A 24634-nucleotide genomic window follows, 5' to 3' on the forward strand; every position below is an offset into this window, starting at 1 on the left:
CCCTTTCTTTACGCCTTCCGCGCTAAGGTCGCGCTCCAGAGGAGGCTCATTCCGTTGCGCGCCGATACCATCCGCTTTCTGCTGCTGGTCGATGCCGAACCCGCCGATCGCCGGCTGGTCGCGGCCACCGCTGCGCGGTCGGGCTGGAACACGCTCGGCGCCCCCTCGGTCGCCGACGCCCAGGAGCTGCTCGGGGGCCCCAATGGCCATGAGATCCGCGCGGTCCTGATCGGCCGCTGGGATCCTGCGTCGGGCGCGGCGCTGGTCCGGGCGCTTCGTGCGGATCGACCCGGCCTCCCGATCATCGTTCTCGCCGAGGGCGGGTCGGTCGGCCAGGCGGTGGAAGCGATGCGCGCCGGCGCCAGCGACTTCCTCGTCCGTCCGGTCGCGCCCGAGCGGCTGACCGAGGCGCTCGCGGTCAATGCCGACCGCCGCCGCGCCGCCGGCGAACTCGCGCCCCTGTCCGAGAAGATGGCTCCGGTCCTCAGCCTCGACGAACTCATCGGCGCCGCTCCCGATTTCCGAGCCGCGCTCGCCGTCGCCGCCAAGGCCGCGCGGAGCCGCCTCGCATTGCTGATCGTCGGCGAAGCCGGCGCGGGCAAGGAGACGATTGCCCGGGCGGTGCACGCCGCCTCGCCCCGCGCCCGCGGTCCCTTCCTGGTGATCGACTGCCGGGCGGTCGCCGCCAACATCATCGACAGCGAGCTGTTCGGCCATGTCGCCGGCGCCTTCCCGGGCGCCTTCGCCGAGCGGGTCGGAAAGCTGGTCGAGGCCGATGGCGGGACCCTGCTGCTCGACGACGTCGCCGCGCTTCCCGCCGCAACGCAGGCCGCCCTCGACCGGGTGCTCGCCACCGGCGAGGTCCGCCCGGTCGGCTGCAACGGCTCGAACAGCGTCGACGTCCGGATCATCGCCACTTCCTCTGCCGCCCTCCCCGACAGCTTCGACCCCGGGCTTGCCGAGCGGCTCTCCGCTACCGTCGTCACGGTGCCGGCCCTGCGCGATCGGAGCGGCGACATTCCCGCGCTTGCCCGCCATCTTCTCGCCCGCCACACCGGCCAGCCCGGAATTCGCCCGATCTCGATCGGCGACGACGCGCTGGCGGTGCTGATGCGCTATGGCTGGCCGGGCAACGTCCGCCAGCTCTCCGGAGTGATGTTCCGCGCTGCGCTCCAGTGCAGCGGAAGCGCGCTCACCGCCGACGACTTCCCCCACATCTCGCTGCAGTCGCGCTTCACCAACCGGGTCGGCGACATGGCCGGCGAGATTGGCCAGGCCGCCACCTCCGCCGCCTTGTCCGGGCCCGGCATCACCTTGTGGCGCGCCGACGGGCATTTGCGCCCCCTTCAGGAGGTCGAGGCGGACCTCATCCGTCTCGCCATCGGTCATTACCGCGGCAAGATGACCGAGGTCGCCCGGCGGCTCGGCATCGGTCGCTCGACGCTCTATCGCAAGCTGGCCGAACTCGGCATCGACACCGCCGCCTGAACCGCGCATCTGGAACGACGATGAAGTCGGTCCTGCTCCTCGTCCTGCTGCTCGCCGCCTGCAAGCGACCCGATCCTGCGCCCGAGACAACAACGGTGTCGGACGAGGGCGCTTGCCGCTCGCTCCTGTTCGAAGGCCAGCGCTTCACCATCTGCCGCGACCCGGCAGCAAGCCTCGAAGTGCATGTCGCGGGAAAGGACAACCGCCCCTACCGGAGCTTCGCCGCGCTCGAGCATGTTCTCGGGCCTCGCGCCGCAAAGGTCCGCTTCGCGGTCAACGCCGGCATGTTCGACGACGACGGTCGCCCGATCGGTCTCGCCATTGCCGAGGGCAAGGAACTCAAACCATTGAACAAGCGCACCAATGGCGGCGGCAACTTCCACCTTCAGCCGAACGGTGTGTTCCTGGTCCGCGCCGACGGCCGTGCCGAGGTCGTCACCACCGGCGCCTATCGGGCAAACCCCTCAATTCGCTTCGCCACGCAAAGCGGCCCGATGCTGGTGATCGACGGCAAGGTGAACCCGCGCTTCTCCCGCGACGGGAGCTCGCAATATGTCCGTAACGGCGTCGGCGTCGACGGTGCCGGCGTCACGGTGGTGGCGATCAGCGACACGCCGGTCAGCTTCGGCCGCTTCGCCCGGCTGTTCGCGGGTCCGCTCGGTTGCCGCAATGCGCTTTATCTCGACGGCTCGGTCAGCAGCCTGTGGGATCCGGCGAACGCGCGCATGGACAGCCTCTCCGCCATCGGCCCGATGCTGGTCGCCTTCGCCTCTTAGGGGCGCGGAGTGAGCGCCTGGTCGCGCAGGCCGCGCCACACGCGCAGGGCCTGGACGGTCTCGTAGGCGTCGTGCGCGCGGACAAGATGCGCGCCCTGGTCGATTGCCTTCAGCGCCAGGGTGAGGCTTCCGCCGAGCCTCCGGTCTGCCGGAGCTTCGCCGTGGAGCGCGCCGATCGTCCGCTTGCGGCTGGCGCCCACCAGCAGCGGGCAGCCAAGGCCATGGAAGGCCGCGAGCCCGTTCAGAAGCTCGAGATTGTGCGCCACCGTCTTGCCGAAGCCGATGCCCGGATCGACCAGGATCTTCTCCCGCTCGATCCCCGCGTCCAGTGCCGCCTGGATCCGGTCCTCAAGCCACAGATAGACTTCGACCAGGGCTCCGCGCGGGTAGGAAGGCGCCTGCTGCATTGTCTCGGGCTTGCCCTGGTGGTGCATCAGGCAGACCGGCACTCCGGCCTTGGCGACGACCGCCGCCGAGCGCTCATCCCAGGTCAGGGCCGACACGTCGTTGACCATGGTCGCGCCCGCCGCCAGCGCCGCTTCCATCACCGCGGCCTTGCGGGTGTCGATCGACACTGCCGCGCCGCTCGCCGCAAGCGCGCGCACCAGCGGCACGACCCGCTCGATCTCGTCGCCTTCCCACACCGTGGTCGCGCGGGGCCGAGTGCTCTCCCCGCCGACATCGACAATCGCCGCGCCCGCTTCGGCGGCTGCGAAACCCTGGTCGGGCGTGGCGCTCACCCCGCCGTCGGAAAAGCTGTCGGGAGTCGCATTGAGGATCGCCATCAGCTGCGGCTGGTCGAGCCGGATGGTCCGGGCGCCGAGCTGCAGCGCGGCTCGCGTCCCGGTAATGGCCGCCCAGGACGACGCCATGGCGTCATCCTCGAGCCTGTTCTCCAGCCCCTCGACGGGCACCAGCTCGGCGGCCACGCGACCGTCGTTGCCGACCCGCAGCAGCTCGACCGCCGAGAACCACAGCATCGTCCCCGCCAGCCGCGCCACCTTGCCGTCATGGCCGAAGGGCGCGTCGACGAAGCCGGTCGGTCGGATGATGGTGCGGAAGGTCATATTTCTTCTCTATCCGGGCGTCAGGCCAGCCCCGCCAGATGCTCCTGGCGAAGCGCGTCGAGCGGCACCAGCCGGCCACGCTTCTCGACATGCCAGAAGGTCCAGCCATTGCAGCTCGGCGCCTTGTTGAGCCCGGCACCGACCTTGTGGATCGAGCCCGCATGCGGGCCGCACGACAGCGACCCGTCGGCCCGAACCGCGGCTTTCCAGCGGCGCTTTGCGTCGACTAAAACGGTACCCGCTGGCACCATCCCGTTCTCGACCAGAAGTCCGAAGGCGACCCGCGGCTGGCTGCGCTTGTCGGGGATGGTTTCCATCGCACTCTCGTCGAGCGGAAGCGTCGCGGCGATCCGCTCGGCCGCGGCTTGGCGATAGGCAGGCTCGCGCTCGATCCCGATCCACTGGCGCCCGAGGCGCTTGGCCACCGCGCCGGTGGTGCCGGTGCCGAAGAAGGGATCGAGGACCACATCGCCCGGCTTGGTGCAGGCGAGCAGCACCCGGTAGAGCAGGCTCTCGGGCTTCTGCGTCGGATGGGCCTTGTGCCCGAGTCCGTCCTTCAGCCGCTCCGAACCCGAGCAGATCGGAAGCACCCAGTCCGAACGCATCTGGAGGTCGTCGTTGAGCGCCTTCATCGCCTGGTAGTTGAAGGTATATTTGGCGTCCTGCGACTTGGCGCACCACAGCAAGGTCTCATGGGCATTGGTGAAGCGGGTGCCGCGGAAGTTCGGCATCGGGTTCGACTTGCGCCACACGATGTCGTTGAGGATCCAGTAGTCGAGATCCTGCAGCGCCGCCCCGACCTTGTAGATGTTGTGGTAGCTGCCGATCACCCAGATCGCGCCGTCGTCCTTCAGCACTCGCCGCGCCTCGGTCAACCAGGCGCGAGTGAAGCGGTCATAGGCGGCAAGGCTGTCGAACCGGTCCCAGGCGTCGTCGACCGCGTCGACCCGTCCGCCCTCGGGCCGGAAGAGGTCGCCGCCCAGCTGCAGATTGTAGGGCGGATCGGCGAAGATGAGGTCGATGCTCTTCGCCGGAAGCTTGCGCATCTCCTCGATGCAGTCACCGGCAATGATCCGGCCGCTCGGATCGGCGGCGGGCGCAATCTTGCGGGCGCGTGCCGGGGCCTCCCGGACGGGCAGAACGAGGTTCATGGTGTGACGTGTCCCCTGCTGTTGCCGCGCATGGTGAGTCCGCCATGAGTCCGGGTCAACGACGAAAGGGTTAACGCGTGCTCGCGCTGCGCCGGAACGGAACGAGTCCGCAACGAGCGTCACACAAGATGTTGAGTCTGGCCGGGCGGCGAAGACTCAAGCGGCTGTGGTGTGGCCGGCAGGACTCAGCGCGGGAGCTTCTATTCGGCGGCGATCGCGAACAGCGGCTGGACCTGCGCCGCGATCGCCTCGCGGACCAGGTTGAAGCTGGTGCGGTGGAGCGGCGTCGGGCCAAGCTCGCGCAGCGCGCGGCGGTGGTCGGCGGTCGGATAACCGCGGTTCCGCTCCCACCCGTAACCTGGCCAGGCCAGCGCATGCTCGGCCATGATCCGGTCGCGGGTCACCTTGGCGACGATCGAGGCTGCCGCGATCGAGCGGCTCTTCGCGTCGCCCGCGATGATCGGGCGGCTCGGTCGCTCCCAGCGCGGGCAGCGATTGCCGTCGACCAGCACGAAGGCCGGATCGAAGCTCAGTGCCTCGACCGCCCGCGCCATCGCCAGCATCCGCGCCCAGTAAATGTTGAGCGCGTCGATCTCCTCGACGCTGCAGATGCCGACCCCGCAGCGGGCTTGGACCATCAGTTTGGCGTGGATCGCCTCGCGCGCTTCAAGCGGCAATTTCTTGCTGTCATCGATCCCGCGCGGGAAGCGCTCGCGGTCGAGCACCACCGCGGCGGCGACCACCGGCCCGGCGAGCGGCGCGCACCCCGCCTCGTCGACGCCGGCGAGCGGCAGCGGGTCGTCCTTCTCGATCTTGAAGCAGGGGCGCGGCATCGGGGCGGTGTAGCACAACAGTACTCCTGCGAAAGCAGGAGCCTAGTGGCTTCATATTCCGCATGTTCTTGAGCAGGCGGGCCGGGGCCATCTCTTTGCAGGAGAACAGGACAGGCAACTCTCCCCTGCCCCGATCATTACGCTTCCATGCCGATGGCGCTTCAAGCCGGCCTGTGGGGTCTCCTGTCAGGATCGGCGCTGCTGCTCGGCGCACTGATCGGCTGGTTCGCTCCGATGTCACGGCGCCTGATCGCCGCCGTCATGGCGTTCGGCGCGGGCGTGCTCATCTCGGCCCTGTCGTTCGAACTGGTCGACGAGGCCTGGCGACAGGGCGGCTTCGCGCCGGTCGCCGTCGGCTTCCTCGGTGGCGCGCTCGTCTACACCGCCGCCAACTACTGGCTCAGCCACCGCGGCGCGCGGCACCGCAAGCGCAGCCATGAGGCAAAGCGCGCAACCCAGGCCGAGAACCATCCCAACAATGGCGCCGCGCTCGCCCTCGGCGCACTCCTCGACGGAATTCCCGAGAGCATCGTCATAGGGGTCAGCCTGATCGAGGGTGGAGCGGTCGGAATGGTCGCGGTCATCGCCGTCTTCCTTTCGAACCTCCCCGAAGGCCTTTCCAGCGCGGCCGGCATGAAGGCCGAGGGCAAGCGCGCCGGCGGCGTCTTCGCCATGTGGGCGGGCATTGCGCTCGCCTCGGGCGCGGCCGCGGCGATCGGCTTCGTCGCCTTCGCCGGGGTCCCGCCCGAGGGAGTCGCGCTTGTTCAGGCCGTCGCTGCGGGCGCCATCCTCGCGATGATCGTGGACACCATGGTCCCCGAGGCCTTCGAAGGCACCCACGACTTTGCCGGACTGATCAGCGTCACCGGCTTCCTCGCCGCCTTCGCACTCAGCCGGCTCACCTGATCAGGCGGTCGCGTTCGCCTTCAAGCGATTCTGAAAGCTCTTGCGCAACTTGTTGAGCTTGGGAGGGATTACCGCCATGCAATAGGGATTGCGCTGGCCTTCGGTGGCCCAATAATCCTGGTGGTAATCCTCGGCCGGATACCAGGTCGAGAGCGGCTCGATCGTGGTCACGATCCGCCCGCCCTGTTCCTCGTTGAGCGCCGCGATCTTTCCGCGAGCCTCAGCCTCCTGTCCCTCGTCGATCGGGAAGATGGCGCTTCGATACTGCGTCCCGACATCGTTGCCCTGGCGGTTGAGCTGGGTCGGGTCATGGGTCGCGAAGAAGATGTCGAGGAGGTCGCCATAGCTGACCACGTCCGGGTCGAAGGTCACCCGGATCGCCTCGGCATGGCCGGTATCCCCGCCGCAGACCTGCTTGTAGGTCGGGTTGACGGTATCACCGCCGATATATCCGCTCTCGACCCCGCTCACTCCGGCGACGTCGAGGAACACCGCCTCGGTGCACCAGAAGCAGCCACCAGCCAGGATCGCTTGTTGTTCGGCCATCACGCACTCCGTTCTTGTCTCGGAGGCAGATGTAGGTGCCGAGTCCCGTTATTGCGAGACGCTGCGGATCAGTGGCGGAAGCTGGCCTTGAGGCTGGCCAGCTCGAGTCGCTTGCCAACCCACTCGGCCAGCTCCTCGAAGCTCAGTTCCTGGTCGAAGACGATGCCTGCACGGCGATCGCTGTACCAGCGCACCTCGCCACGGATCGGACGAAGGCTCTCGACCACGACCACGACCTTCTCGCCGATGCAATATTCGTCGATCGGGCCGACCTTCATGCCGCCGAGCGACATGTCGTGCACCTCGACCTTGTAGTAGAGCTTGCCGAGCTTGACGCTGGCACCGCAGCCGACCTCGAGCCGCGGTGGTCGCGGACGAAAGCCATGGCGTGGCTTGCGCCCGGCGAACAGCTCGCCGAGGTCGACGCCCTGGTCGAACTTGATCCCGATCAGCCCGTCGCGGATCCACACCACCACGCCCGGGATCGACTGGCTGTTGAACTCGATTTGCACCGTCTCGCCAACCGGCGGGCAGCGGCTGCAGTCGGCCATGACGCCGCCGGCCGACATGTTGCGCAGCCGGACCAGCTGCTCGCCGATGGCGCTGGTCATCTTGGCTACCCGAAGAGTCGGCATGACCCGCTGCTCGGCGCGCCGCTCGGGCGGGCGAGGAACGGCCATGCTGAGCGAAACGGTGGTCGAATCGAAGGCGGCGGAGTCCAGCTCGGCGGCCCGGCTCGAACGGCGGCGGATCAGGCTATGGAACACGCGTCCCCGACTCCTCTGGGTCGCCACCGTGAGACATGTCACGAGGCTCTTGGTCGCCGCTCTATCCTCGATCAGGTTAAGAACCGGTTGCATGGACGGCGCAACTCCGTGCAGGGAGCGGCTGTGCCTTCCCTCCCCCGCCTGCTCCTGATCGACGACGAACCTGCGCTTGCCGACTATATGGCGAGCGCTGCCCGGATGTGCGGCTTCGATCCGGCGATCGCCGCGGACGAGCGCAGCTTCCACCGACTCTACGAGGAGCAGCAACCGGCCGTGGTGGTCCTCGACCTCGGCATGCCCAAGACCGACGGGGTCGAGTTCCTCCGCTATCTTTCCGAGCACGCCTTTGCCGGTCCGGTGCTGATCGTCTCGGGCTTCGACCGGCGAGTCCTCGAAAGCGCCTTCCGGCTCGGCTCGGCCCTCGGGCTGACCATGGCAGGTCCGCTCGAAAAGCCGGTGCTGCTCGCCGATCTCGAACCGCTCCTGATCTCGCTGAAGCCCGGGGTGATCCCGACGGATCCGAGGTGAAGGCGCGCGACCGGCGGCTCCTCGACGAGCTCGAGCGGGCCCTTGCGCGCGGATCCGGATTGCGGCTCGCCTACCAGCCCAAGGTCGCCACCGACGACGGCCGGCTGGTCCGGGTCGAGGCGCTGGTTCGCTGGACCCACAAGGAACTTGGGCCGGTCCCACCGACCGCCTTCGTGCCCCTCGCCGAGGAGCATGGGCTGATCGACCAGCTCACCCAATGGGTGCTTCGAACCGGCCTTCGCCAGTGGCGCGAATGGCAGCGAGAGGGGCTCGAGACCTCGCTTGCGGTCAACATCTCGGCGGTCAGCCTCGAGCATCTCGACTTCCCCGACCTCGTCGAGCGCTTGTGCCGCGCGCTCGGGATGCCGACCGACCGGCTGGTGCTTGAGCTGACCGAAGGCGCGACCCAGCCGCTGATCAAGCTGATGGACACGCTGACGCGCTTCCGGATCAAGGGCGTAGGCCTCGCGGTCGACGACTTCGGGACCGGCTACTCGGGCCTGATCCAGCTTCGGCGCCTGCCCTTCACCGAAATCAAGATCGACCGGCAATTCGTCACCGACCTGCCCCATAGCCGCGACGATGCGGTGATCGTCCGCTCGGTCGTGGAGCTTGCCCACGGCCTCGGCCTCCAGGTCACCGCCGAGGGGGTCGAGACGGTCGAGCAGCTCGCCATTCTCCGCCGCCTCGGCTGCGACCTCGTCCAGGGCTATCTCCTCGCCCAGCCTCTCGAGGCAAAGGAGCTGGTCCCCTGGGCCAGCCGCCACAAGCGCCGCTGGAAGCTGCTCGTCCGCCCCCCCGAGGATCCGCACCTGCGGCAGCGGCTGGAAGCGAACGCCTAGACACTCGGCCCCCCTGCGAAAGCATGGACGAGCATCCTTCCACCATTACGCAGGAAGAAGAACTAGCCTCCTGCTTTCGCAAGAGAACAGGCGATGTTCCGAGCCTGCGCCATCGCCGCGATCCCGGCATCGATCGTCGCGTCGGCTTTCGCGAAGCACAGCCGCACCAGTCCGCGCTCCGCGGCACCCTCATAGAAGGGGGACAGCGGGATCACCGCGACCCCGGCCTCCCGCACCGCCATTTCGGCGAAGGCCATGTCGTCCATCGCGATCCCTAATCCCGACAGGTCGACGCATTGGAAGTAGGTCGCCTCGCTCGGCAAGAGCCGATAGCCTGCTCCTTCCAGCCCGCCGGCAAGCCGCGTGCGGGCGCGCAAGAAATCCGCGCGGGCTGCCTCGAGCCACTCTGGCCGGGCAAGTCCTTGCGCCACCGCAGCCTGCAGATTGGGCGGCGAGGCGAAGGTCAGATACTGGTGAGCCCGGGCGATCGTCCCGGCGAGCGCCGGGGGCGCGATCGCCCAGCCGATCTTCCATCCCGTGAGCGAAAAGATCTTGCCGGCAGAGCCGACCTTGATCGTCCGCTCGGGCGCGAGTGCGGCGAGGCTGACGAACGGCCGGCCGCACAGCACCACTTCCTCCCACACCTCGTCGGCGAGGATGATCAGGTCGTGTCTCCGCGCCACCGCGACCGCCGCGGAGAGCTCCTCCGAGTCGAACAGCCGCCCGGTCGGATTGTGCGGATTGTTGATGACCAGCAGCCGGGTCGCGGGGCTCAGCGCCGCCTCGAGCATGGCTTCGTCGAGCCGCCAGTCGGGCGCCCGCAGCGCGGCTTCACGCACCCTGCCCCCCGCCTGACGGATGAGCGGCGCGTAAGCATCGTAGGCGGGCGCGACGATCACCGCCTCGTCGCCCGTCGCCAGCGCCGAGAGCAGCACCGCGGCGATCGCCTCGGTAGCCCCGCTGGTCACCGTCACATGGCCCGGTTCGACCGCAAGGCCCTGGCGTTCCGCGTAGAAGCCACAGATCGCCTCGCGCAAGGCAGGAAGGCCGCGCGACGGCGCATATTGGTTGCTGCCCTCGCGCAGGAGCCGCGCGGCGAGATCGAGCAGCGGTTCGGGCCAGCCGAAGTCGGGAAAGCCCTGGCCGAGATTGACCGCGCCATGCTCTGCCGCAGCGAGGCTCATCCGCTCGAAGATGCTGACCGGCATCTGCTGGAAGAGGGGGTTCATCGCACCGCTCCCGATGTGCGAAGGCCCGCGATCGCTGCCTCGTCGTAGCCGAGTTCGGCGAGGATTGCCGAACCGTCCGCCCCTTCCTCGCGCGGTGCCCTCGGCGCATCGGCCGGAGTACTGCCGAGCCGCGGAGCCGGGCCCGGCTGGGTCACTCCGCCGACCTCGATGAAGGTGCCGCGGGCCTGGTTGTGCGGGTATGCCGGCGCCTCACCGAGGCCGAGCACCGGCGCGACGCAGGCATCGATCCGGGCGAAATGCGCGACCCACTCGTCGCGCGGCCGGCGGGCGATCGCCTCGGCCATTTCGCTCCGGCTCGGCGAAGTCCCGACGCCAAGCCCTTCGAACAGCGCCGCTCTGAATTGCGGCTCGATCGCTCCAACGCTCAGTTCCTTGTCGTCGGCGCAGCGGTAGCAGCCGTAGATGGCATCGCCTCCGTCGAGGAGATTGGCCTCGCGCTCGTCCTTCCACAGCCCCGCCGCGCGCATTCCGTAGATGATCGCCCCGGTCAGCGCCGCCCCGTCGGTCATCGCGGCATCGACCACCTGCCCCTCCCCGCTCCGCTGCGCGTGCAGCAGGGCGGCGACCATCCCGAATGCCAGCATCAGCCCGCCCCCGGCATAGTCGGCGACGAGGTTGAGCGGCGGCACCGCCGGCCGGTCCTTCGTACCGATCGCCGACAGCAGTCCGGTCAGCGCCAGATAGTTGATGTCATGCCCCGCAGCCTGCGCCAGCGGCCCCTCCTGCCCCCAGCCGGTCACCCGACCGTAGACCAGCTTGGGATTGGCCTCGAGCAGCTCGTCGGGGCCGAACCCGAGCTTTTCCATCACGCCGGGACGGTAACCTTCGATCAACCCCTCGGCCCGCCCGGCGAGGGCGCGAACGATGGCCCGAGCCTCCTCCTGGCGGAGGTCGAGCGCGATGCTCTCGCGGTTGCGGGTCAGCGGATCGTTGGGGACGCTGAGGTTGCCGGGCCGCTCGACCCGGATCACGCGCGCGCCATGGTCGGCGAGCATCATCGCGGCGAACGGCCCCGGCCCGAGCCCTGCCATCTCGATGATCGTCAATCCGTCGAGCGCGCCCGGCATCGCTTCCCCTTTCCTTTGCCGTCTTGGGCCGTAGGCTGCGGCAAAGGCAAGGAGAGACTGACGTGCTCGAGACCGCGACCCGAATGCTGTTCGACCCTGAGCATGACGCCTTCCGCGACACCGTTCGCCGGGTGGTCGCGACCCTCGATACCGACCGCCACGAGCGCGAGGGCATGGTCGAGCGCGAAGCCTGGCTAAGGGCCGGCGAAGCCGGGATGCTCTGCCCGACCGTGCCCGAGGCCTATGGCGGCTACGGCCTCGACTTCCGCTTCAACGCGATCGTCGCCGAAGAGGCTTCCTACGCCGGAAGCGCGGTCGGCTGGTCGCTGCAGAGCGACATCGTGGCCGACTACATCCTCGCCTACGGGAGCGAGGAGCAGAAATCGAAATGGCTTCCGAAGATGGTCTCGGGCGAGGCGATCACCGCCATCGCCATGACCGAGCCGGGGGCCGGAAGTGACCTCCAGGGCATGAAGACCATCGCCCGCAAGGACGGCAATGGCTGGCGCCTCAGCGGTTCCAAGACCTACATCACCAACGGCCAGGCCGCCGACCTCGTCATCGTCTGCGCCCGTACCACCGAGGAAGGCGGCGCGCGCGGGATCTCGCTGTTCCTGGTCGAGACCGGCGACGAGGGCTTCACCCGCGGTCGCAACCTCGACAAGATCGGGCTCCACGGTAACGACACGTCCGAGCTCTTCTTCGACGAGGTCCACCTCCCCTCCGACCGGCTGCTAGGGGCAGAGAATGGCGGCTTCGGCATGCTGATGAACCAGCTTCCGCAGGAGCGGCTGAGCATCGCCGTCCAGTGCCAGGCCGCCGCCCAGCGCGCGTTCGACCTCGCGGTCGACTTCACCAAGGAGCGCAAGGCGTTCGGCAAGACCGTGTTCGACTTCCAGAACACCCGCTTCACCCTCGCCGATCTCAAGTCGCGACTGCAGGTCGGCTGGGCGCATCTCGATTGGGCGATCCAGCGGCATCTCGCCCACCAGCTCACTCCAGCCGAGGCGAGCGCGGCCAAGCTGTGGCACAGCGAGCTGCAGTTTGCCGCCTGCGACACCGCGCTCCAGCTCCACGGCGGCGCGGGCTACATGAATGAGTACCCCATCGCCCGGTTGTGGCGCGACGCTCGCGTCACCCGCATCTACGGCGGCACTTCGGAGATTATGAAGGAGCTGATCGCCCGCTCGATCTGACACGCGTTAACCCACTGAAACCTTCGCCCACTTACATTGTTGTCAGTGAGCGATGGATTCGGGGGCGACAGGGTGGATGCGATGACGAGCGGGCAAGGCCATGGAGTCGCCTCCGGCTGGACCGCCGAACCGATGCCGGTTCCCGAGCTGCTGGTCCGCAGCGCGGCCCGTTTCCCACAACGAATGGCGCTCGACTTCATGGGACGCCGCTGGACCTATGCCGCGCTTCTCGCAGAAGCACGGGCGGCGGCGGCCGGCTTCCTCGATCTTGGCGTAGAGCCCGGCACCCGCGTCGGTCTGTTCCTCCCCAACACGCCGCATTACCCGATAGGTTACTATGGCGCGCTGCTGGCCGGAGCGACGGTGGTCAATTTCTCGCCGCTCTACTCGCCCGAGGAAGTCGCCTTCCAGGCGCATGACAGCGGCACCGAAATCATGGTCTGCCTCGACCTCGCCAAGCTGTGGGCCCCGATGCAGCGACTGCTCGACGACGGGCTGCTGAAGGACCTTGTCGTCGGCAATCTTCCCGAGATGCTCCCTGCGGCCAAGGCGCTCGGCTTCCGCCTCTTGAAGCGCAAGGAGCGACAGCGGCTTCCCTCCGACCCGCGCATATCGGCATGGACGACCCTGCTCCGGCCGGGCGAGCAGAAGCCGCTGCCGACGATTGAGCCGTCGGCCATCGCTCTTCTCCAATATACCGGTGGGACCACCGGCGTGCCCAAGGGCGCGGCGCTGACCCACGCCAACCTGTCGATGAACGCCCAGCAGCTCGCCGCCATCGATCCGCAGGACGGCGCGCGGCACGAGGGGATCGTCTTGGGCGCGCTGCCCTTGTTCCACATCTTCGCCAACAGCTGCGTGCTCAACCGCTCGATCCTGTCGGGCGGGTCGATCGCGCTCCAAACCCGGTTCGATGCCGGCGAGGCGCTGGCGACCATCCGCCGGCTCAAGCCGACCGACCTCGCAGGAGTGCCGGCCATGTACCAGGCGATGCTCGACCATCCCGATCGCGCCCGGACCAGTTTCGCCAGCGTCGAGCAATGCTTCTCGGGCGGCGCGCCGATGAGCGCCAAGCTCAAGCAGCGCTTCGAGGCCGAGACCGAGGCGCGGGTACTCGAAGGATATGGCCTGACCGAGACCAGCGGGGTGGTGTCGGTCAACCCCTATGTCGGCGAGCGGCGCGCCGGGACCGTCGGCATCCCGCTGCCCGGCACCGAGATCAGGATCGTCGATCCCGAGCAGCCCGACCGCATCCTCGAGCCGGGCGAGACGGGCGAGATCACCGTCCGCGGGCCGCAGGTCATGGCGGGCTACTGGCGCCGCGACCTCGGTCGCCCCGAGCCGCTGCCCGGCGGCTGGCTCCACACCGGCGATCTCGGCCATGTCGAGCCGGGCGGCTACCTGAGGATCGTCGACCGCTCGAAGGACATGATCAACGTCGGCGGCTTCAAGGTCTTCCCGAGCCAGGTCGAGGCCGCGCTGATGAAGGATCCGGCGGTCAAGGAATGCCTCGTGATCGCCGTTCCCGACGAGCGGGTCGGCGAGCGGCCCAAGGCCTACGTGGTCTTGAAGGAGGTCGCCGAAGGGCACGAAGTTCCCAGGGTGGAGCAGTTGCTTGAGAACCTCTCCCGGCTGGTCGGCAAGCATGAGCGCCCCGCCGCGCTCGAAATTCTCGACGACCTCCCGCGAACCCTGATCGGCAAGCCCGATCGAAAGGCGCTCACGAAGCGCGAGGCAGAGGCGCGGGCAAGGCAGTCGGCAACCATCGACGGCTAGCCGCGGCGACTCACAATCGGCGGCACTGCGGACGCGCGTGGCCGAGGCGACCGCTGAGCTTGGTGAGTGCCCAGACCATCGCGTCGGCGCGGTCCGGGCTGGTTCCAGGACCCTCGTAGCCGCCGCCGGCGATCAGCCCGCAGAGCTGGCGCTCGAGCTCGGGAAAGCGGCCGTGGATCTTCACCCGCCCGCTTTCGAACAGCATCGCCACCGGCTCCGCCCGCGCCGCCTTGCCGACATGCGCGTGAACCAGTTCAACCGCGAGCTCGGAGCCCGGCTGCTTGCGGATCACGTCCTCGACCATGCTCCCGCCTTGATTGCCCTCGGCGACGATCTCGACCCTTCGGCCGTCAAGAAGAAGGTCGTCGTAGCTGCGCGCCGCGTCGGCGACCCTCCCGCTCCAGCCTGCCGGGCTCGAAGCGCCCAGGCTGTGGTCGGCAAGGACATGGAAGCTGCCATCGCGGTCGCGCCCGCAAGCGACGATCCCGCACGTTCCGCCACCCGACGGGGGATCGACCCCAATCGCGACCCCGTCGAAGTCGGGCAGCGGCTCGTCGGTCCGGCTGGCGGCGATCAATTCGGGGCTCCACAGCGCGCCCTCGGGCGGCGGCATCTCGCCGTAGAGCTCGACGCGACCCTTGTGGGTTTCGCCATAATCCTTCTGAACCTTGGCGAGGAAGGCCTTGGAAAGATGGGGATTGTCGAAGGTCGTCCCACGGGTGATCGCGACATCATCGGCTTCGAGCAACTGCTCGAGGACTACGCTTGCCGCGGGCGTGGTGGTGACCATCACGCGCGGCCGCTCGCCGAGCCGAAGGCCGAACTGCAGATTGTCCCAGGTGGCGACGCCCTTGCGCCACTTGGCCAGCTCGTCGCACCAGGCAAAATGATGCTGGAAGCCGCGCAGCCGCTCGGGATCGGCGCCGGAGAAGAGCTTGGCGATCGAGCTGTTCTTGAAGCGCAGCTCGCCGAGGCTCGAATGCCACTTGTCGATGACGTCGGGCGCGACCGCGAGCAGGCCGCTGATACCCTCGACCATCACCGACCGGGCCTCCTGGATGGTCGCCCCGACCAGCGCGATCCGCATCCGCGGCGGCCCGTTGCGGACCAGCTCGGCGATCCATTCGGCCCCCGCCTGGGTCTTGCCGAAGCCGCGTCCGGCGAGGATCAGCCAGGTGGCGTGGTCGCCCTCAGGCTCGAGCTGCCCCGGATGGGCACGCTCCGCCCAGGGCCTGACCGGCTCTTCGTCCGGTCCATCGATGGTGATAATGGGGTAGCATCCCGGCTACTTGCACCAGAGGCGGATTGGGTCCGCCCGCGAGCCTCGCACAAGAGCGCTCGCAAATCCTACTAGTCAAGCAAAAAGAACCTATGTGGTTCGAGCGGGACGCTTCAAGACGATGGTCGGGCCTTGGTAGTCGACCCTGCTGACAGGCTGGAAGCCGAGCTTTCCGGCAAGCCGCAGGCTCGGTTCATTGGCTTCGGCGATGATCGCCCAGATGGGGGTGGGCTCGAGCATCCGGTCGGCCCAGCCGAGCAGCGCCTCGCAGGCCTCGCGCGCCATTCCAAGCCCGTGGGTTTCGGTGGCGAAGATCCATCCCATCTCGGGGACGTCGCCGAACTGGGGTTCGAAGTCGCGCCAGGCAGTGAATAGCCCGACGTTACCGACCAGCTTGCCGTCCGCCAGCCGCTCGACGGCCAGTCCTCCGAAGCCATTGATGGTCCAGTTGCCGACCGCGCCGCACATCCGGCGCCAGCATTCCTCCTGGCCCATCGGCTCGGGCCCGAAGTGGCGATGGACCGCCGGTTCGCTGAGGATCGCGTGCCACGGCCGGAAATCCTCCCGCCGCCAGCCGCGCAAACGAAGACGCCCGGTCTCCAGGATGGGAGCCGGGCGTCCTTGCGTCATGTCCGAAGACCTGCGGCTTACTTCTTGCCGAGCGACAGACCGCCGAAGCGCTTGTTGAAGCGGGCGACCTGGCCACCGGCGTCGAGCATGCGGCCGCTGCCGCCGGTCCACGCCGGGTGGGCGGTCGGGTCGATGTCGAGGTGGAGGGTGTCGCCTTCCTTGCCCCAGGTCGAGCGGGTCTGATACTTGGTCCCGTCGGTCATTTCGACGGTGATGAAGTGATAGTCCGGGTGAGTCCCGCTCTTCATGATCGTAGTTCCTTGTGGATTGCGGCTGGTTCCGACCAGCCTCCCGTGAAGCTGCGGCGCCCCTAGCGCAGCCTCCCCCGCTTGACAAGGCGAGCGGCAAGCGCCGAGAAGCCGCCGCGGAACCTGGGGCGAGGAAGCCGGTGCGATACCGGCGCTCTGCCCGGAACGGTATGCCCTCCTGCCCCTGGCAGGGTGGACAAGTCCGATCGTCGGCCCAGGTTTGTCGTCCGTTCAACCGTCCGGGGCCAGGCGGAAGACGTGGCAGCAGCCTCTGAGACGACCTTTGTGCCGTTCTTACAGGGAGTTGCTGCGTCTTGTTCATATCCGATCTGCCCCCTTCGCCGGTCTCGGCGGAGACCGTCGTCGTTACCGCTTCGCGGACGGCCGAACCGCTTGCCGACACGCCGGCGAGCGTCACCCTGCTGCTGCCTGACCGAACCGAACGGCTGGGCGAGCCGCTGCTCGCCGACCTCCTCCGGCTGGTGCCCTCGGCCGCGCTCGCCGAGGCCGGTCCGGCGGGCTCGCAAACCCAGCTCCGGCTGCGCGGCGCCGAGGCCAACCACACCTTGCTGTTCATCGACGGCATCCGCGCCAACGATCCCGCGGCTGGCAACGAACCGCGCTTCGAATTGCTTTCGGCCAGCCTCGGCGACCGGATCGAGATCGTCCGTGGGCCGCAGTCGGCGCTGTGGGGCTCCGAAGCCGTCGGCGGCGTGGTCGCCGTCAGTGCCGCTCCCCGAAGCGGAGCGGAGGCCATGGCCGAAGGCGGAAGCCACGGCTTCGGCCGGGTCGAGGGCAGTGCGGGATATGACCGGAACGGCCTTGCCCTAGGCCTTGCGGCAGGTCTCCAGGGTGCGCGAGGGATCAATGCCTTCGCCGGTGGGCCGGGCGACCGCGACGGCTACCGCAATGCGACGCTGCGCGGCAGCCTCGGCTGGACGCGTGGTCCGCTCACCCTCACGGCAGGCGGCTTCGCGATCCGCGCCCGGAGCGAATTCGACGGCTTCGATCCGAACCTGTTCGTTCGCGCCGACACCGCCGACGAGAGCCGTAACCGCCTTGCCGCCGCGCGCCTCGGAGCGCGCTTCGAGCAGGACGGGTGGGCCGCCTCGGTCGGCCTGTCGCGGCTGGGCTCGCGCAACCGCAACCTCCTCGGGGAGGACGAGCAGAACCGCACCTCGGGGCGGCGGGACACGCTCACGGGCGATGTCTCGCGAAGCTTCACCGGCGGGGCGATCCGCCACCGGCTGACGCTTGCGGCCGAGACCAATCGCGAGCGTTTCGTGGCGTCGGACATCGTCTACGGCGGCCTCACCGACCAGCGGCAGCGGCGACGGCAGTCGGCGCTCACCGCCGAGTGGCGCGGCGAGACCGGGCCGGTTGTCGCCAGCCTTGCGCTTCGCCGCGACCATTTCAGCGACTTCGCCGACGCGACCACGGCGCGGGCCGGGGCGCTGGTCCGGCTCGGCGGCGGCTGGCAGGTCGCCGCCAACTGGGGCGAAGGCATCGCCCAGCCGAGCTTCTTCGACCTTTACGGCTTCTTCCCGGGCAGCTTCGTCGGCAACCCCGGCCTCAAGCCCGAGCGCAGCCGCGGCGGCGAACTGTCGCTGCGCCGGGTCCAGGGCCCGTGGCGCGGCGCCGTGACCCTTTATGGCCAGACGCTTCGTGACGAGATCGTCGACGCTTTCCCGAGCGTGGTCAACGCCGAGGGACGGAGCCGCCGCAAGGGCGCCGAGCTGGAAGCGGGCTGGAGCCCCTCCCCGCTGATCAACCTCACCGCGACCTACGCCTGGCTCGACGCCAGCGAACCTGCCGGACGCGAGCTTCGGCGGCCGAAGCACAGCGGCTCGGTCGCGGCCGACGGCATCGCGGGCCGGCTCAGCTATGGCGCGGCGCTGAGCTACGCCGGGGCACGGCTCGACCGCGACTTCGACCTGTTCCCGGCGCCGCTGGTCCGCCTTCGCGCAAGCTGGCTGGCGAGCGCCCGGCTGGGCTATGCCGTCACGCCGGGGCTGGAACTGTTCGGGCGCATCGCCAATGCGTTCGACAGCAACAGCACCGACGTGGTCGGCTATCGCCGCGAAGGGAGGACGGCCTATGCCGGTGTTCGCGCTCGCCTTGGCCGCTGAGGCCGCGGTCCGCGCCGCCTCCCTCAACCTGTGCACCGACGAACTGCTGCTGGCGCTTGGCGCGCCGGCGCAGATCGTCTCGGTCAGCCATCTGTCGCAGTCGCCCGACGAGAGCCCGCTGTGGCGACTGGCGCGGCGAGTGCCGGCGAATGACGGAAGCCTCGAGCAGGTGATCGGGCGGCGACCGACGCTGGTCCTGTCGATGGGCGGAAGCGGCCGCGCGCGCTCGGCCATCGCGGCAAAGCTGGGCATCCGGGTGCTCGACCTCCCCTATGCCAGCACGCCCGAGGAGGTGATCGGACAGGCCCGGCAGGTCGCCGCGGCGCTCGGCCGTCCGGAACGGGCTCAGCCTTACGCGGCGGCGCTTGCACGGTTGCGGTCAAGCGCGGGGCCGCTGCAGGACGGCGCCTTCCTCGGCCAGGGCGGGCTCAGCACCTCGCCCGATGGCCTCACCGCGCGCTGGCTGGCGCTTGCCGGGATGCGCCAGGTGGCGCTTCCGGGCAATCGCCTGACCCTCGAACGCATTGCAACAAAGCCGCCCAAATGGCTGATCCGAAGCGACTATCGCGAGAAGCAGGCAAGCCGGGGTCAGGCCTGGCTGAAGCATCCGCTGGTTCGCCGACTGGAGCCGCGGACGATCCGGACCGATGGCCGGGTGTGGACCTGCGGCGGTCTTCCGGCGCTGGCCGAGGCGGCGCAACTGCGCTCGGTCCTGCCGCGGTGAAGGTGGCGCTTGCCCTGCTGCTGCTCGCCGTGCTCGGGGCAATGGCCCTGCTGTTTCCGGTCGAGCCGCTGCAGAGCCCGCCCGAGCTCAGCCGGCTGGTGCTCGTCGACCTGCGGTTGCCGCGGCTTCTGCTCGCGCTCGGCTATGGCGCCGTGCTCGGAGCGACCGGCGCGGCGCTGCAGGCGCTGTTCGCCAACCCTCTCGCCTCGCCCGACCTCACCGGCGCGAGCAGCGGGGCGGCGCTTGGTGCGGTCCTCGCTTCCAGCCTGCTCGGCCTCGCCAGCCCACTTGCGCTCGGCCTCGCCGGGGCCGGCGGTGCGCTCACGGCGCTGCTGCTGCTGTTCGCCCTTGCCGGTCGGCGGGCGGACAGTGCGACTTTGCTGCTCGCCGGACTTGCCATCAGCCTTGCCGCGGGGGCCGCGACCAGCCTCGCGCTTGCCCTCGCCCCCTCCCCCTTCGCCTTCTACGAGGCATTCGACTGGTTGATGGGCAGCCTCGTCGATCGCAGCCTGCCGCAGGCCGCCGCGGCGCTGGTCCCCGCAGGGATCGCGGTGCTGCTGCTCGCAAGGCGCGCGCGCGACCTCGACACGCAGGCGCTCGGCGAAGATGTCGCCGCCTCGCTCGGGCTCGATCCGAAGCGGCTTCGAGTCGAGGTCGTGGTCCTCGCCAGCGTCGCGGTCGGCGCCTGTGTCGCGGTGTGCGGCGCGGTCGGGTTCATCGGCCTGATCGCTCCCGTGATCGCGCGCGGCTGGACCCGCGGCCATCCGGGCCGGGCGATCCTTCCCGCCGCCCTCCTCGGCGCGGTCCTGCTTACTGCAGCCGACCTCCTGACGAGGCTCGCCCCGCTCGGCCGAAGCATCCCGCTCGGCGTCGTGACGGCGGCGGCGGGCACGCCCCTGTTCCTCTGGCTGCTGCTCCGCATGCGCTGGCGGCTGACCCCATGACGCCGCTGGTGGAAGCGCGCGGGATCGCGAAGCCGGGCCGGCTCGAGGCGCTCGACCTCAGGCTTGCGGCGGGCAAGCGAGTCGCGGTGATCGGGCCCAATGGCAGCGGCAAGACCAGCCTCCTGAGGGCGCTGGCGGGGATCGCCGACGCTTCGGCGCCCGGGGCTTCGTCCTTTGGCGGAATGACGATCGAGGGAGAGGTCATTGCCGAGGCTCCTCCAGCCCGGCGACGCCGATTGCTTTCCTTCCTGCCGGCGACGCGCGAGGTGGCGTGGCCGATCCCGGTGCGTGACGTCATCGCGCTCGGCCTCGATCGACCCGAGCCGGCGCGTGTCGAGGAGCTGCTCGATTCGCTCGACCTCACGCCATTGGCCGAAAGACCGATCGACAGTCTCTCGACCGGCGAGCGGGCGCGGGCCTTGCTGGCAAGGGCGCTGGCGCCTCGGCCTAGGCTCCTGCTCCTCGACGAGCCGCTGTCGAACCTCGATCCAGCATGGGCGCTGCGCACGCTCGACCTGCTGAGCGATGCGGCCTCGGCCGGCGCTGCCGTGCTGGTTTCGGTCCACGACCTCTCGCTGGTCGGCGGCTTCGATCGCGTGCTGATGCTGTCGGAAGGCCGGCTGGTAGCCGACGGAGCCCCGGCGGCGGTGCTCGCCTCGGCGCTGTTCGGCGAGGTATTCGGAATTGCGCCGGGTCCGACCGGCTGGACGCTCAGTCCTTCGGCGGATCCGCGATCATCGCAGTAAAATTGGCCTCGGCGGCAAGCTTGCCGTCAACGAAGGCCTGGCCGGCAAACTTGCACACGCTCGAGCGCTTCTGAACGAAGCTGGCTTTCAATTCGAGCAGGCACCCAGGCTCGACCGGAGCGCGGAACTTGGCCCCGTCGATCGCCATGAAATAAACCAGCTTGCCGGTCCCGGCGAGGCCGAGGCTCTCGACCGCGAGCACGCCCGCGGCCTGCGCCAGCGCCTCGACGATCAGCACGCCCGGCATGATCGGGCGGCCGGGGAAATGCCCCTGGAAAAAGCTTTCGTTGATCGTCACCGCCTTGATGGCGGTGATACGCTCGTCGATCACGAGTTCGGAGACCCGGTCAACGAGCAGCATCGGATAGCGGTGGGGCAGCGCCGCCATCACCGCGCGGATATCCCGCGTGACGACCGAAGCCGCGCTGCCCCCCTCGCTCATCTTCTTAGCGGCCCGGTGCGGTCTGCTGCTGCTGCGGCGGCAGCGGAGTGACGCTGACCGACGGAAGCTGCGAGTTGATCTGCGCGAGCACGTCGTTGGTGACGTCGATGCTCGGCGAGCGAGCCAGGGTGGCCTGGGTGTCGACCGCGACGGTCGCGCCGCGCGAGGTCATCACCGTGCTGATGATCGGCCCGAGGCGGGCGTCGATCTGGCGGCGAACATTGGCCTGGGTCGACTGGAGGTTCTGCTGGAGACGCTGAAGCTCCTGCTGGGCGGTCGCGCGCGACTGCTCCCAACGCTGGATGCGGGTGGTCAGCGTCGCCGGCGGGTTCGCGCGCTGCGCCTGCGGGAGCGCGTTGATCGCGGTCTGGATGGCCTGACCTTCGGTCTCGATCGGACCCGACAGCGCCTGCTGGCGGCTCTGCAGCTGGGTCGCCTGGCTCTGCAGCTGGCTCAGCGCCGCGCGGCAGGCGGTGCACTCGGCATAGATGCGGTCGGTGTCGACCACCGCGACGACCGCGGCCGGAAGACGGCTCTGCGCCGAGGCCGGAGCAGCGATGACGGCGGCAAGGCCGAGCGCGGAACCGAGTAGAATCTTGTTGGTCATCAGAATGCAGTCCCTACGTTGAACGAGAAGAGCTTGGGATCGTCACCTTCCTGGGTGAGCAATGCCTTGGCGATATCGATCCGGAGCGGGCCGAACGGCGAGGTCCAGTTGACGCCGATACCGACCGCGAGACGCGGCCTGGCGCTGTTGCCGAGGAACTGCTCGCGATATCCCGGAGTGAAGGAGAAGGTCTCCCCCGTCCCCGCCGCACGGCAGTCCGCCTTGGTCTCGCCCGGGTCGAGCGATTCGCCGACCGAGGTCGCCGTCGTGGTGCCCGCACCGGTGGTGTAGAAGCAGGTACCCGGAATGTTGGCGAGTGCCGGCGTGCGCAGCTTGAACAGCGAGCCGACGTCGACGAACGCCGACGGGCGAAGCCCGAGGTTGCGAGCGCCGGCGCCGAGCGGGATCTCGAGTTCGATCCGCCCCTGATAGTAGGCACGGCCGCCGAGCGCGTCGGTCACGCGGCCGTCGTCGTCGATCAGCGCCGAACCGTCGGCATTGTAGGAGGTGCGACGGACCCGCGGGCCGATGCCGCGGATGTCGAAGCCGCGAAGCTGCGGGGTGAAGAAGCGGTCCGAGATGCGGATCGGGTCGACCGTATCGCGGATGCCCTTCTGCAGCGGGTGGATGTAGCCGCCCTCGGCGCGGGCCGAGAGGATGAAGCCGCGGCCGAGGCCCCAGAACTTCACCGCTTCACCGCGCTGGCGGATATACTTCACGTCACCGCCGAGCCCGGCGAAGTCCTGGCTGAACACCAGCCGCTGACCGCGGGTGGCGCGGATGCCATTGGTGTTGTCGAACACCAGGCTGTAGCCGAGCAGCGAGGTCGTGCGCTTGCCGAGCTCGTCGCACAGATACTGGCCGGCGAGCAGCGGGTTGCAGACGCTGGGCAGCGGACCGGTGCCGTCGGGATCGGTGTAGAACTGGCTCTTGTCGAGCGTGATGTCGTCGAGGTTCAGCGTGTAGCGCGTGCCGAAGTTGATGAACTCGTTGACCGGGAAGCCGAGACGAACCCCGAAGCCGGTCTGCGCCTGGCTGTAGGTGCGGTTGCGCTCGGTGCCGACGAAGTTGAAGCTGTTGTAGTCGCGGCGGTAGATTTCGCCGCCGAGCAGGATCTGCTTGTCGAGGAAATAAGGCTCGGTGAAGCCGAGCTGGATCGCCTTCGAGTAGCGCGAATAGTTGATCCCTGCCGACAGGCTCTGGCCCATTCCGCGGAAATTGTTCTGCTCGACCGACAGCGCGAGGATGAAGCGCTCGAGGCTCGAATAGCCCGCCGACAGCTGGAGCTGGCCGGTGGGCTTCTCCTCGACCTCGACGTTGAGGGCGACCCGGTCAGGGGCAACCTGCTCCTGCTTGATTTCCAGCTTCTCCTGGAAATAGCCGAGGCTCTGGATGCGATCCTGGCTGCGCTTGACCTTGATCGCGTTGAAGGCGTCGCCCTCGTTGACGCGGAATTCGCGGCGGACGACCTTGTCGCGGGTGCCGGTGTTGCCGCTGATGTTGATGCGGTCGACGTAGGTCCGCGGGGTCTCGCCGACGCGGAAGGTGATTCCCATCGTGCGCGCCTCGGCGTTGCGCTCGTAGGCCGGGTCAATCTCAGTGAAGGCGTAGCCGAGCACGCCGGCGGCCTCGTTGAGGCGGGTGACCGAATCCTCGATCGCCTTGGCGTTGAACCAGTCGCCCTGCTTGATGCCCGCGAGCTTGATGATCGCGTCGTTCTTGAGGTCGCGAAGCTCGCTCTCGGCGGCGATCGCGCCGAACTTGTAGCGCGGGCCTTCCTCGACGACGTAGGTGATGACGAAGTCGCGGCGGTCCGGGGTCAGCTCGGCGAGCGCGGAAACGACGCGGAAGTCAGCATAGCCCTGAGTCAGGTAGAAGGCGCGAAGCTTCTGCTGGTCGGCCGCGAGACGGTCGGGATCGTAGGTGTCGTTCGACTTGAGGAAGCCGAGCAGACCACCCGATTCCCGCGTGTACATCTCCTTGCGGAGCTGGCCGTCATCGAACTTCTCGTTGCCGATGATGTTGATCGCGCGGACCTTGGAAAGGTCGCCTTCGCTGATCTCGAACACGAGGTCGACGCGGTTCTGGTCGAGGGTGACGACCTTGGGCTCGACGCGCGCGGCGAAGCGGCCCTGGCGCTTGTAGAGCTCGATGATCCGCTCGACGTCCGAGCGGGCCTTGGTACGGGTGAAGATCTGGCGTGGTGCGAGACGGATCTCGGGAAGGATCTTGTCGTCCTTCAGCCGGCGATTGCCCTCGAGGACAATGCGGTTGATGACCGGGTTCTCGCGGATCTCGATCACGATGTTGCCGGTGTCGGCACCGGTGATCTGCGCGTCGGCGAACAGCTCGGTGTCGTAGAGCGCCTTGATCGCGGTATCGAGCACTTCGGCGTCATAGGCCTGGCCCGGGTTGAGGCCGCTGTAGGAGCGGACAGTCTCGGCCTCGAGACGCTGAGCGCCGCGCACCGCGACGCTGCGGATGACCCGCTGCTGCGGCGCGGCCTGGGGAGCCGGAGCCGCCTGGGGGGCCGGAGCGGTCTGAGCGGCGACCGGCGCCGGCGCAGTCGCCTGCTGGGCGAGCGCGGGAGCCGACCAGCCGCCGAGGATGGTTCCGAGCAGCAGCACGCCGCGGGTTCGCTTGATCAACACCTGGTTTGCCTCAGCAATCACAATATTCCCCGCCACTTGGG

Annotated in this window: 24 protein-coding genes; 11 read left to right on the forward strand and 13 right to left on the reverse strand. The window is 68.8% G+C overall.

The features are described from left to right. Window positions 1-54 precede the first annotated feature (54 nt). Both ABD727_RS07465 and ABD727_RS07470 read left to right on the forward strand, forming a co-directional pair. On the forward strand, window positions 55-1488 hold the full coding sequence (locus tag ABD727_RS07465; RefSeq protein ID WP_344706757.1) for a sigma-54-dependent transcriptional regulator: 1434 nt from the start codon (window positions 55-57) through the stop codon (window positions 1486-1488). 20 nt (window positions 1489-1508) lie between these two features. Continuing rightward, complete coding sequence (locus tag ABD727_RS07470; RefSeq protein ID WP_344706758.1) at window positions 1509-2264, forward strand: phosphodiester glycosidase family protein; 756 nt, start codon at window positions 1509-1511, stop codon at window positions 2262-2264. Here ABD727_RS07470 and folP read toward each other — a convergent pair. From folP to ABD727_RS07485, 3 genes are all read right to left on the reverse strand, one after another. Continuing rightward, the gene (gene folP / locus ABD727_RS07475; RefSeq protein ID WP_344706759.1) at window positions 2261-3331 is read right to left on the reverse strand and encodes a dihydropteroate synthase; all 1071 of its coding nucleotides are present in this window, start codon (window positions 3329-3331) and stop codon (window positions 2261-2263) included. The genes ABD727_RS07470 and folP overlap by 4 nt on opposite strands. Window positions 3332-3351: 20 nt before the next feature. After that, on the reverse strand, window positions 3352-4482 hold the full coding sequence (locus ABD727_RS07480) for a site-specific DNA-methyltransferase (protein ID WP_344706760.1): 1131 nt from the start codon (window positions 4480-4482) through the stop codon (window positions 3352-3354). A 200-nt stretch (window positions 4483-4682) separates the two neighbouring features. Continuing rightward, window positions 4683-5315, reverse strand: a complete 633-nt coding sequence (locus tag ABD727_RS07485) for a ribonuclease HII (protein ID WP_344708042.1) — start codon at window positions 5313-5315, stop codon at window positions 4683-4685. A gap of 153 nt (window positions 5316-5468) precedes the next feature. On the opposite strand from ABD727_RS07485, the gene ABD727_RS07490 reads away from it, so the two are divergent. Continuing rightward, a complete protein-coding gene (locus tag ABD727_RS07490) occupies window positions 5469-6221 on the forward strand; it encodes a ZIP family metal transporter (RefSeq protein ID WP_344706761.1) in 753 nt (250 codons plus the stop codon). Here the strand turns inward: ABD727_RS07490 and msrA are convergent, their stop codons facing one another. Both msrA and ABD727_RS07500 read right to left on the reverse strand, forming a co-directional pair. Next, entirely contained in the window at window positions 6222-6767 is a 546-nt protein-coding gene (msrA, locus tag ABD727_RS07495; RefSeq protein ID WP_344706762.1) for a peptide-methionine (S)-S-oxide reductase MsrA, read from the reverse strand. It abuts the gene before it with no gap. 68 nt (window positions 6768-6835) lie between these two features. Next, on the reverse strand, window positions 6836-7534 hold the full coding sequence (locus ABD727_RS07500; RefSeq protein WP_344706763.1) for a PilZ domain-containing protein: 699 nt from the start codon (window positions 7532-7534) through the stop codon (window positions 6836-6838). 123 nt (window positions 7535-7657) lie between these two features. Between ABD727_RS07500 and ABD727_RS07505 the strand changes: the two genes are divergently transcribed. Beyond that, window positions 7658-8062: a response regulator gene (locus ABD727_RS07505; protein ID WP_344706764.1), complete on the forward strand. Its 405-nt coding sequence runs from the start codon at window positions 7658-7660 to the stop codon at window positions 8060-8062. Beyond that, window positions 8059-8904 (forward strand): EAL domain-containing protein, encoded by an 846-nt coding sequence (locus ABD727_RS07510; protein ID WP_344706765.1) that lies wholly within the window; start codon window positions 8059-8061, stop codon window positions 8902-8904. The genes ABD727_RS07505 and ABD727_RS07510 overlap by 4 nt, the downstream gene beginning before the upstream one ends. 62 nt (window positions 8905-8966) lie before the next feature. Here ABD727_RS07510 and ABD727_RS07515 read toward each other — a convergent pair whose 3' ends face one another. Further along, window positions 8967-10133 (reverse strand): aminotransferase class I/II-fold pyridoxal phosphate-dependent enzyme, encoded by a 1167-nt coding sequence (locus tag ABD727_RS07515; RefSeq protein ID WP_344706766.1) that lies wholly within the window; start codon window positions 10131-10133, stop codon window positions 8967-8969. Further along, window positions 10130-11221 carry a CaiB/BaiF CoA transferase family protein gene (locus ABD727_RS07520; protein ID WP_344706767.1) on the reverse strand — a complete coding sequence of 364 codons (1092 nt, stop codon included), beginning with the start codon at window positions 11219-11221 and terminating at the stop codon, window positions 10130-10132. Before ABD727_RS07520 ends, ABD727_RS07515 begins: the two co-directional genes overlap by 4 nt. 62 nt (window positions 11222-11283) lie before the next feature. Here ABD727_RS07520 and ABD727_RS07525 point away from each other — a divergent pair, with 62 nt between their 5' ends. Both ABD727_RS07525 and ABD727_RS07530 read left to right on the forward strand, forming a co-directional pair. After that, a complete protein-coding gene (locus ABD727_RS07525; RefSeq protein WP_425566770.1) occupies window positions 11284-12417 on the forward strand; it encodes an acyl-CoA dehydrogenase family protein in 1134 nt (377 codons plus the stop codon). Between the two features lie 81 nt (window positions 12418-12498). After that, entirely contained in the window at window positions 12499-14193 is a 1695-nt protein-coding gene (locus tag ABD727_RS07530) for an AMP-binding protein (RefSeq protein WP_344706768.1), read from the forward strand. Window positions 14194-14203: 10 nt separating this feature from the next. Here ABD727_RS07530 and ABD727_RS07535 read toward each other — a convergent pair whose 3' ends face one another. From ABD727_RS07535 to rpmE, 3 genes are all read right to left on the reverse strand, one after another. Continuing rightward, window positions 14204-15463: a terminase large subunit domain-containing protein gene (locus ABD727_RS07535; protein ID WP_344708044.1), complete on the reverse strand. Its 1260-nt coding sequence runs from the start codon at window positions 15461-15463 to the stop codon at window positions 14204-14206. Between the two features lie 99 nt (window positions 15464-15562). After that, window positions 15563-16102 (reverse strand): GNAT family N-acetyltransferase, encoded by a 540-nt coding sequence (locus ABD727_RS07540; RefSeq protein ID WP_344706769.1) that lies wholly within the window; start codon window positions 16100-16102, stop codon window positions 15563-15565. A 17-nt stretch (window positions 16103-16119) separates the two neighbouring features. Next, window positions 16120-16350 (reverse strand): 50S ribosomal protein L31, encoded by a 231-nt coding sequence (rpmE, locus tag ABD727_RS07545; RefSeq protein ID WP_344706770.1) that lies wholly within the window; start codon window positions 16348-16350, stop codon window positions 16120-16122. A 314-nt stretch (window positions 16351-16664) separates the two neighbouring features. On the opposite strand from rpmE, the gene ABD727_RS07550 reads away from it, so the two are divergent. The 4 genes from ABD727_RS07550 to ABD727_RS07565 are packed head-to-tail and all read left to right on the forward strand — an operon-like array spanning window position 16665 to window position 20893. Beyond that, window positions 16665-18479: a TonB-dependent receptor plug domain-containing protein gene (locus tag ABD727_RS07550; protein WP_344706771.1), complete on the forward strand. Its 1815-nt coding sequence runs from the start codon at window positions 16665-16667 to the stop codon at window positions 18477-18479. Continuing rightward, complete coding sequence (locus tag ABD727_RS07555) at window positions 18448-19203, forward strand: ABC transporter substrate-binding protein (RefSeq protein ID WP_344706772.1); 756 nt, start codon at window positions 18448-18450, stop codon at window positions 19201-19203. The genes ABD727_RS07550 and ABD727_RS07555 overlap by 32 nt, the downstream gene beginning before the upstream one ends. Continuing rightward, window positions 19200-20147, forward strand: coding sequence for a FecCD family ABC transporter permease (locus ABD727_RS07560; protein ID WP_344706773.1), 948 nt, complete (start codon window positions 19200-19202; stop codon window positions 20145-20147). The genes ABD727_RS07555 and ABD727_RS07560 overlap by 4 nt, the downstream gene beginning before the upstream one ends. Then, window positions 20144-20893 (forward strand): ABC transporter ATP-binding protein, encoded by a 750-nt coding sequence (locus ABD727_RS07565; protein ID WP_344706774.1) that lies wholly within the window; start codon window positions 20144-20146, stop codon window positions 20891-20893. Before ABD727_RS07560 ends, ABD727_RS07565 begins: the two co-directional genes overlap by 4 nt. Here the strand turns inward: ABD727_RS07565 and fabZ are convergent. Genes fabZ through bamA form a run of 3 tightly spaced genes read right to left on the reverse strand, consistent with a single transcriptional unit; the run spans window position 20859 to window position 24593 of the window. Continuing rightward, window positions 20859-21335 (reverse strand): 3-hydroxyacyl-ACP dehydratase FabZ, encoded by a 477-nt coding sequence (gene fabZ, locus ABD727_RS07570; protein WP_344706775.1) that lies wholly within the window; start codon window positions 21333-21335, stop codon window positions 20859-20861. The genes ABD727_RS07565 and fabZ overlap by 35 nt on opposite strands. 4 nt (window positions 21336-21339) lie before the next feature. Next, complete coding sequence (locus ABD727_RS07575; protein ID WP_344706776.1) at window positions 21340-21942, reverse strand: OmpH/Skp family outer membrane protein; 603 nt, start codon at window positions 21940-21942, stop codon at window positions 21340-21342. Beyond that, window positions 21942-24593, reverse strand: coding sequence for an outer membrane protein assembly factor BamA (gene bamA / locus ABD727_RS07580; RefSeq protein ID WP_425566771.1), 2652 nt, complete (start codon window positions 24591-24593; stop codon window positions 21942-21944). The genes ABD727_RS07575 and bamA overlap by 1 nt, the downstream gene beginning before the upstream one ends. Between the last annotated feature and the right edge of the window lie 41 nt (window positions 24594-24634).

Origin of the sequence: Sphingomonas swuensis (assembly GCF_039538045.1) — a bacterium.
GTDB classification, from domain to species: domain Bacteria; phylum Pseudomonadota; class Alphaproteobacteria; order Sphingomonadales; family Sphingomonadaceae; genus Sphingomicrobium; species Sphingomicrobium swuense.